This is a genomic window from Streptomyces sp. NRRL B-24572 (assembly GCF_002156145.1).
GTDB lineage: Bacteria > Actinomycetota > Actinomycetes > Streptomycetales > Streptomycetaceae > Streptomyces > Streptomyces vietnamensis.
This window is the reverse complement of record NZ_MWIG01000865.1, coordinates 1-7,655: the sequence shown is the minus strand read 5'-3', so window position 1 is coordinate 7,655 and position 7,655 is coordinate 1. Positions and strand designations below refer to the sequence as shown.

Here is a 7,655-nt window from a genome sequence, read left to right as displayed (position 1 = left end):
GCGCGGACCGCAGGCGTACGGCTCAGTCCTCGAAGGCCTCGGCGTGGCCCTTGGCGAGCAGCAGGTACATCTCGGCGTTCAGCTGGATGCCCGCCTTCTCCTCCTCGGTCAGCGGGCGGCGCACCTTGGCGGGGACGCCGGCCACCAGCGAGCCCGGCGGGATCTCCATCCCCTGCGGGACGAGCGCCTGGGCGGCGACGAGCGAGCCCGCGCCGATCCGGGCCCCGTTGAGGACCGTCGCGCCCATCCCGACGAGCACGTCGTCCTCGATGGTGCAGCCGTGCACGGTCGCGTTGTGGCCGACGGTGACCCGGTCGCCGATCGAGACGGGGAAGCCGGGGTCGACGTGGACGGTGCAGTTGTCCTGGATGTTGGAGTCCTCGCCGATCGCGATCGGACCGCAGTCCGCCCGCAGGACCGCGTGGTACCAGATGCTGGCGCGGGCGCCGAGCGTGACCTCGCCGAGCACCACGGAGGTCGGGGCGGTGAAGGCGGTCGGATCGATCTGCGGCTCCTTGCCGCCCACTCCCTTGATCAACGCCTCTGTCATGGTTCGCTCCTGATGGTCGGATCCGCAGATCGTCAGCCGTCGTGTCACGCCCGGGGGTGCCCCCGGGCGCAGCCTATGCCGTGCTCATGACGGACATCACAGCGCACCGCACTGATCAGGCACGACGGCGCCGACTACGGTGGCCGGGTGCCCAGGAACAGAAACACGTTCTCATCCCTCGCCGCCTGGCGGCGCCGGGTCCTCGCCCGTGCCGTGCAGGGTGGCTGGCGCTGGGTGCAGCAGGCCGGCTCCGTCACCGCCGAACACCCCGGGAAGCTGCGGTTCCGCCGCCTCGGCGCGGGCACCCGGCTCGCCTTCCCGCAGGGCACGGTCTTCGGTGAGCCGTGGATCGAGATCGGCGAGTGCTGCATCATCGCCGAGCAGGTCACGCTGACGGCGGGGATGCTGCCGGACCTCGACCTCGGGACGGACACGGTCCTGACCCTCGGGGACGGGGTCGTCCTCGGGCGGGGCAGCCACGTCATCGCCGACGCGAAGGTGACGATCGGCTCGGACACGTACTGCGGTCCGTACGTCTACATCACCTCGACCAACCACAGTTACGACGACCCGGACGAGCCCGTCGGCCGCCAGTGGCCCCGTTCCGAACCGGTCTCCATCGGCTCCGGCTGCTGGCTCGGCACGGGCGCGGTGATCCTTCCCGGCGCGCGGCTCGGCCGGAACGTCGTCGTCGCGGCGGGCGCGGTGGTGCGCGGGGAGGTTCCGGACCACTCGGTCGTGGCGGGCGCCCCGGCGAAGGTCGTCCGCAGCTGGACCCAGGAGACCGGCTGGCAGCCCCCGCTCCGCACCCCCGCCCCGATCCCCATCCCGGAACACGTCACCCCGGAGCAGCTCGCGGCGCTCGCGGTGTGGGAGGCGCAGCGCGCGGGCGACTCCGAATCCGTCCCGTCGTGACCTGACCTGACCTGACCTGACCGGGTCCGGGCTCGCTAGCCCGTCGCCAGGAGGACCGTGCCCACCAGGGCGAGGCCCGCGCCCGCCGCCTGGACGGCACGCAGCCGCTCCTTGAGGACGCCGCGGGCCGCGAGGGCCGTGATCACCGGGTAGAGGCTGGCGAGGACGGCGGCGACGGTGACCGGGCCCTGCTGGGCGGCGATCGCGTACGTGCCGTTGGCGGCGACGTCCGCGAGGCCCACGAAGGCGAGGGCCGGAAGCGCGGCGCGGACGACCCCGGGACCGTCCTCGGGGAGCCCGCGGCCGCCGCGCCTCACCGAGGCGTACAGGGCTCCGCCGCCGACCAGGACGTTGGTGACGCGCTGGACGAACAGGGCGAGGAACAGGCCCGTCACGGTCGTGGACGCCTCGGCGATGAGCGTCATCACCGAGCCGAAGCCGAAGGCCGCGACCAGGGTCAGCAGGACCGCCTGGCGCTGGACGGGCGCCCCGCGCAGCTCCGGTCCGCCCGCGAGCACCACGCCGAGGATCGCCACCGCGATCCCGGCGAACTGGAGCAGTCCCGGCCGGTCGCCGACGAGGAGGCCGATGGAGACGGGGACGACGACACCGAGGGAGCCGAGCGGGGAGACGACGCCCATCGGGCCGAGCGCGAGCGCCTTGTAGAAGGCGAGCATGGCCGCCGGGCCGACGACGCCCGCCCCGACCGCGTACCAGAGCTGGGGTCCCGCCTCGGTCCAGGCGCCGGTCGCGAGGACGATCGTGCCGAGGACGAGGACCGCGAGGGTCTGGGAGACCACGACGACGGTGAGGGCGGGGATCCGCCGGGTGAGGAGCCCGCCCCCGAAGTCGGCGAGGCCCCACAACAGGCTGGTGGCCAGGGCGAACAGGGCGGTCATGGATCCTCGCAGGGGCGTGCGGCAGTACAGTGCAGTGAACAATCGGGTGCACCCCACCGTAGTTCAGTTCATTGAACTCTGTCATCCAGAATATTGGACGGAATGTGTCGGACCTCGACCAGCTCACGCAGTCGCTCGCCCGGAACCTGAAGCGCTGGCGCAAGGAGCGGGGATTCACCCTGGACGCGCTCGCCGCACGGGCGGGCGTCAGCCGCGGAATGATCATCCAGATCGAGCAGGCCCGGACCAACCCCAGCGTCGGCACCACCGTGAAGCTGGCCGACGCCCTCGGCGTCTCCATCACCACCCTCCTCGACTACGAGCAGGGCCCCCAGGTCCGGCTCGTCCCGCCCGGCCAGGCCGTCCGCATGTGGTCCACCTCCACCGGCAGCCACACCACCCTCCTGGTCGGCACCGAGGCCCGCGGCCCGCTGGAGCTCTGGTCCTGGACCCTCATGCCGGGCGAAGGCAGCGCCTCCGACCCCCACCCGGACGGCACGGTCGAACTCCTCCACGTCACCGCGGGGACGCTCACCCTGGTCGTGGACGGCGAGGACCATCCGCTGCCCGCCGGCACCTCCGCCGTCTTCGAGGCCAACGTCGCGCACACCTACCGCAACGACGGCGACGAGCCGGCCGAGATGACGATGGCCGTCTCCATCCCGCCCGTGCGCTGACGCCCGTACGCCGAGACGGCCCGCCCCGCGCCCCGTGGCGGTTGTTAGCGTGCAGCCATGCGCGCACCCATCGGAGACTTCGACGACGCCCGGCCCGCCCCCGACTGCCTCGACCTGCTGACCGGCCCCGTCGCGGCCGCCGTCCGCGCCTGGACGGGTCCCGTCCCGGCCGACCGGCTGGTGTACGTGGACACCGACCCGGCCATCGCCGACACGGCCGTCTTCGTGGAGCACCACGGGCCCGCGCTCCTCGACGGGTCCGCCAACTGCGTGGTCGTCGCGGGCAGGCGCGGCGAGACGACGACCCTCGCCGCGTGCCTCGTGAAGTCGGCGACCCGGGTCGACGTCAACGGCGTCGTCCGCAAGCACCTCGGCGCCCGCAAGGCCTCGTTCGCGCCGATGGACACCGCGACCGGCGAGACGGGCATGGAGTACGGCGGGATCACCCCCATCGGCCTTCCCGCCGACTGGCCCCTCCTCGTCGACGCCGCCGTCGTCGACACCGAGTGGGTCCTCGTCGGCAGCGGCCGCCGCCGCGGCAAGCTCATCGTCCCCGGCAAGGCCTTCGCCCAACTCCCCGGCGCCGTCGTCCTGGAGGGCCTCGGCGTCCCCGTCGGCTGAACCTCCCGCGGCTCATCCTGTCCGGCGGATCAGGGTCGGACAGGCCTCAGCCCAGGCGCGGTATCTCGATCGCGGGGCAACGGTCCATGACCATGTCGAGGCCCGCCCCGCGCGTCCGGGCGAAGGCCTCGTCGTCGATCACGTCCAGCTGGAACCAGACCGCCTTGGCGCCGATCGCGACGGCCTCGTCCGCGACGGCGCCCGCCAGGTCGCTGTTCACGAAGACGTCGACGACGTCGACCGGGAAGGGGACGTCGGCGAGCGAGGCGTAGCCCTGCTCGCCGTGGACCGTCTCCGCCTTCGGGTGCACCGGGACGATCCGCTTGCCGAAGCGCTGGAGGACCGCCGCCACCCCGTACGCGGCACGGGCCCGGTTCGAGGAGAGGCCGACCACCGCCCACGTGTCGCCCGTGGACGTCAGGATCCGCCGCACCGCCTCCGACGCGGAGTACGCGGTGGGGTCCGTGGCGGATTCCGTGTTCGTGGTGTCTGTGCTCATCGCTTCTGCTGCCTCTCGTCGGCGCGGCCCGTCCCCCTGTGAACGAGCCGTGCCGAGCCGTGATTCCCGTACGCCCGCCGAAGCACCCCTGAGATGTCCCCTACGGGCCGACGGGCGGGGCGGGGCCGGACGGAACGTAGGCTGGGCGGATGCAGGAGCAGTACCGCACGTTGTCCCGCGAGGGTGTGCACGAGACCGAGATCAACCGATCGCGCTTCCTCTGCGCGCTCGCGCCCGTCGCCGACGAGCGGGAGGCGCAGGAGTTCATCGCGCGGATCCGCAAGGAGCACCCGACCGCCACCCACAACTGCTTCGCGTACGTCCTCGGCGCCGACGCCTCCGTGCAGAAGGCGAGCGACGACGGCGAACCCGGCGGCACGGCCGGCGTCCCCATGCTCCAGATGCTGCTGCGCCGCGAGATGCGGTACGTGGTCGCCGTCGTCACCCGCTACTACGGCGGCGTGAAGCTCGGCGCGGGCGGCCTGATCCGCGCGTACGGCGGAGTGGTCGGCGAGGCGCTCGACGCGCTCGGCACCGTCACCCGGCAGCGCTTCCGGCTCGCCACCGTCACCGTCGACCACCAGCGCGCGGGCAAGCTGGAGAACGACCTGCGGGCCACCGGCCGCGCCGTCCGGGACGTGCGGTACGCCGACGCCGTCACGATCGAGATCGGCCTCCCGGACGCGGACGTCCCCGCCTTCCGCGGCTGGCTCGCCGACGCCACGGCGGGCACGGCCTCCTTCGAACTCGGCGGCGAGGCCTACGGGGACGCGTGATGCGTCACACGTGAGCGCCCGCGCATCCCCACGCCCCACGCGCCCGCGTGGACCTGCCGCGCATCCCTCCCGCTCGGGATAGCGTGTGGGCGCACACGAACGGGAAGCGGCGGCGAGGAGCGGGACACATGCGGGGTGGGACGGCATCGTGAGGCTCCTGCACACCTCGGACTGGCATCTCGGCCGGTCCTTCCACCGCGTCGGCCTGCTCGACGCCCAGGCCGCCTTCCTCGACCACCTCGTGGCGACCGTCCACGCGCACGACGTGGACGCCGTCCTCGTCGCCGGGGACGTCTACGACCGGGCCGTGCCCCCGCTGCCCGCCGTCGAGCTCTTCGACACCGCCCTGCACCGCCTCGCCGAGGCCGGGGTGCCCACCGTCATGATCTCCGGCAACCACGACTCGGCCCGCCGGCTCGGCGTCGGCGCCGGACTCATCGAGCGGGCCGGCATCCACCTCCGTACCGACCCCGACGGCATCGGCACCCCCGTCGTCCTCTCCGACGCCCACGGCGAGGTCGCCCTCTACGGGCTGCCCTACCTCGAACCCGCGCTCGTCCGCGAGCGGCTCGGCGCCGAGAAGGCAGGCCACGAGGCGGTCCTCGCCGCCGCCATGGACCGGGTCCGCGCCGACCTCGCCGGCCGGCCCGCAGGCACCCGCTCCGTCGTCCTCGCCCACGCCTTCGTCGCGGGCGGCGCCCCCAGCGACAGCGAGCGGGACATCACCGTCGGCGGCGTCGCCGCCGTCCCCACCGGCATCTTCGACGGCGTCGACTACGTCGCCCTCGGCCACCTCCACGGCAGCCAGACCCTCACCCCGCGCGTCCGCTACTCCGGCTCCCCCCTCGCGTACTCCTTCTCCGAGGCCGACCACCGCAAGACCATGTGGCTGATCGAGCTGGGCCCCAGCGGTCCCGACGGGGCGATCATCGGCGACGTACGCCTCGACTGCCCCGTCCCGCGCCCCCTCGCCCGCATCCGGGGGCGGCTCGACGACCTCCTCGACGACCCCGCGCTCGCCCCGCACGAGCAGTCCTGGGTCGAGGCCACCCTCACCGACCCCGTGCGGCCCGCCGAGCCCATGGCCCGGCTCGCCGCACGCTTCCCGCACACCCTCAACCTGGTCTTCGACCCCGAGCGGACCGGGGACGACCCCGGCGCCTCCTACGCCCAGCGGCTCCGGGACCGCAGCGACCAGCAGATCGCGGAGGACTTCGTGGCCCACGTACGTGGCGGCGCCGCCCTCGACGGCGCCGAACGGGCCGTCCTGTACGGGGCGTTCGACGACGTCCGGGTCGACGCGGCCGAGCGCGAGGTGGGCCGGTGAGGCTGCACCGCCTGGAGATCACGGCGTTCGGGCCGTTCGGCACCACGCAGAAGGTCGACTTCGACGCCCTGTCCGCCGCCGGGCTCTTCCTCCTCCACGGGCCCACCGGCGCAGGCAAGACCTCCGTCCTCGACGCCGTCTGCTTCGCCCTGTACGGGAGCGTGCCCGGCGAGCGCCAGACCCGCGGTGCCTCCCTGCGCAGCGACCACGCCCCCGTCGGCACGTACACCGAGGTCCTCCTCGAACTGACCGTGGGGGACCGGCGCCTGGAGATCACCCGCCGCCCGGCCCAGCAGCGGCCCAAGAAGCGCGGCGGCGGCTTCACCACCGAGAAGGCCCAGACCTGGCTCCGCCAGTACGACCCGGCCACCGGCGAGTGGGCCGGACTCAGTCGCTCCCACCAGGAGATAGGGGAGGAGATCACCCAGCTCGTCGGCATGAGCCGCGAGCAGTTCTGCCAGGTCGTCCTCCTCCCGCAGGGCGACTTCGCCCGCTTCCTGCGCGCCGACGCCGAGGCCCGCGGCAAGCTCCTCGGCCGCCTCTTCGACACCCGTCGCTTCGCCGCCGTCGAGGAACGCCTCGCCGAACTGCGCCGCACCGCGCAGCAGCAGGTCGAGGACGGGGACGCGCGGCTGCTCACCCTCGCCCACCGCATGACCCAGGCCGCCGGCGGCCTCGACAGCGCCCGCACCCCCGTCGAGGGCCGGCCCGGCGACCCCGGGCTCGCCGAGTCCGTCCTCACCTGGGCCGCCGTCGCCCGCACGGAGGCCCGAGAGGCCCTCGACATCGCCGGCGTGCGCCTCGCCGCGGCCGAAGTCGGACAGGCCGCCGCGCGCGCCGCCCTCGACGCGGAGAACGACCTCGCCGCCCGGCAGGCGCGGCACGCCGACGCCCTCCGGCGCCGCGAGCGGCTCACCGAGCAGGCGCCCGAGCGCGACCGCCTCCAGGACTCCCTCGACCGCAGCCTCAGGGCCGACCGGGTGGCGCCCGCGCTCGGGCTGCGCCGGGACGCCGAGCGCGAGCACGCCGCCGCGCACACCGCCCGGGAGCGGGCCCGCGCCCTGCTGCCCCCCGAGCTCGCCGACGCGGGCGCCGAACACCTCTCGGCCCTCGAACACCGGCTGCGCGAGGAGTTGGGCGGGCTCGACGCGGCCCGCCGCGCCGAGCGCCGCGCGGCCGCCGTCGCCGAGGAGCGCGCCGTACTCGCCCGGGAGGCGCGCGCCGACGAGGACGCCCTCCGGGACGCGGCCGACTGGCTCACCGGCTGGGAACCGCGCCGCACGGCCCTCGCCGAGCGCGTCGAGGCCGCCCGCGACGCCGCCGCCCGCGCCGAACACCTCGCGGGCCGTCTGGAGCCCGCCCGCCGCCGGCTCGCCGCGGCCCGCCGCCGC

The 7,655-nt window shown here is 74.4% G+C and carries 9 protein-coding genes; 6 read left to right on the top strand and 3 right to left on the bottom strand.

The window, feature by feature from the left end; translation table 11 throughout:
* Positions 1 to 22: 22 nt before the first annotated feature.
* The gene (locus CCN56_RS37405; protein ID WP_086832160.1) at positions 23 to 550 is read right to left on the bottom strand and encodes a gamma carbonic anhydrase family protein; all 528 of its coding nucleotides are present in this window, start codon (positions 548 to 550) and stop codon (positions 23 to 25) included.
* Between the two features lie 147 nt (positions 551 to 697).
* On the opposite strand from CCN56_RS37405, the gene CCN56_RS37400 reads away from it, so the two are divergent.
* Positions 698 to 1,465, top strand: a complete 768-nt coding sequence (locus tag CCN56_RS37400; RefSeq protein ID WP_086832159.1) for an acyltransferase — start codon at positions 698 to 700, stop codon at positions 1,463 to 1,465.
* A gap of 35 nt (positions 1,466 to 1,500) precedes the next feature.
* Here CCN56_RS37400 and CCN56_RS37395 read toward each other — a convergent pair whose 3' ends face one another.
* A complete protein-coding gene (locus CCN56_RS37395) occupies positions 1,501 to 2,364 on the bottom strand; it encodes a DMT family transporter (RefSeq protein WP_086832158.1) in 864 nt (287 codons plus the stop codon).
* A 104-nt stretch (positions 2,365 to 2,468) separates the two neighbouring features.
* Between CCN56_RS37395 and CCN56_RS37390 the strand changes: the two genes are divergently transcribed.
* Positions 2,469 to 3,041 (top strand): helix-turn-helix domain-containing protein, encoded by a 573-nt coding sequence (locus CCN56_RS37390; RefSeq protein WP_086832157.1) that lies wholly within the window; start codon positions 2,469 to 2,471, stop codon positions 3,039 to 3,041.
* Between the two features lie 57 nt (positions 3,042 to 3,098).
* Positions 3,099 to 3,662, top strand: a complete 564-nt coding sequence (locus tag CCN56_RS37385; protein WP_086832156.1) for a YbaK/EbsC family protein — start codon at positions 3,099 to 3,101, stop codon at positions 3,660 to 3,662.
* 46 nt (positions 3,663 to 3,708) lie between these two features.
* Here CCN56_RS37385 and CCN56_RS37380 read toward each other — a convergent pair whose 3' ends face one another.
* Positions 3,709 to 4,161 carry a CoA-binding protein gene (locus CCN56_RS37380; protein ID WP_086832155.1) on the bottom strand — a complete coding sequence of 151 codons (453 nt, stop codon included), beginning with the start codon at positions 4,159 to 4,161 and terminating at the stop codon, positions 3,709 to 3,711.
* A 149-nt stretch (positions 4,162 to 4,310) separates the two neighbouring features.
* Between CCN56_RS37380 and CCN56_RS37375 the strand changes: the two genes are divergently transcribed.
* From CCN56_RS37375 to CCN56_RS37365, 3 genes are all read left to right on the top strand, one after another.
* Positions 4,311 to 4,937 (top strand): YigZ family protein, encoded by a 627-nt coding sequence (locus CCN56_RS37375; protein WP_086832154.1) that lies wholly within the window; start codon positions 4,311 to 4,313, stop codon positions 4,935 to 4,937.
* A gap of 148 nt (positions 4,938 to 5,085) precedes the next feature.
* Positions 5,086 to 6,264 carry an exonuclease SbcCD subunit D gene (locus CCN56_RS37370; RefSeq protein ID WP_086832153.1) on the top strand — a complete coding sequence of 393 codons (1,179 nt, stop codon included), beginning with the start codon at positions 5,086 to 5,088 and terminating at the stop codon, positions 6,262 to 6,264.
* Positions 6,261 to 7,655, top strand: a 1,395-nt coding sequence (locus CCN56_RS37365; RefSeq protein WP_143664755.1) for an AAA family ATPase, incomplete at its 3' end; no start/stop codon positions are given. The genes CCN56_RS37370 and CCN56_RS37365, both read left to right, overlap by 4 nt.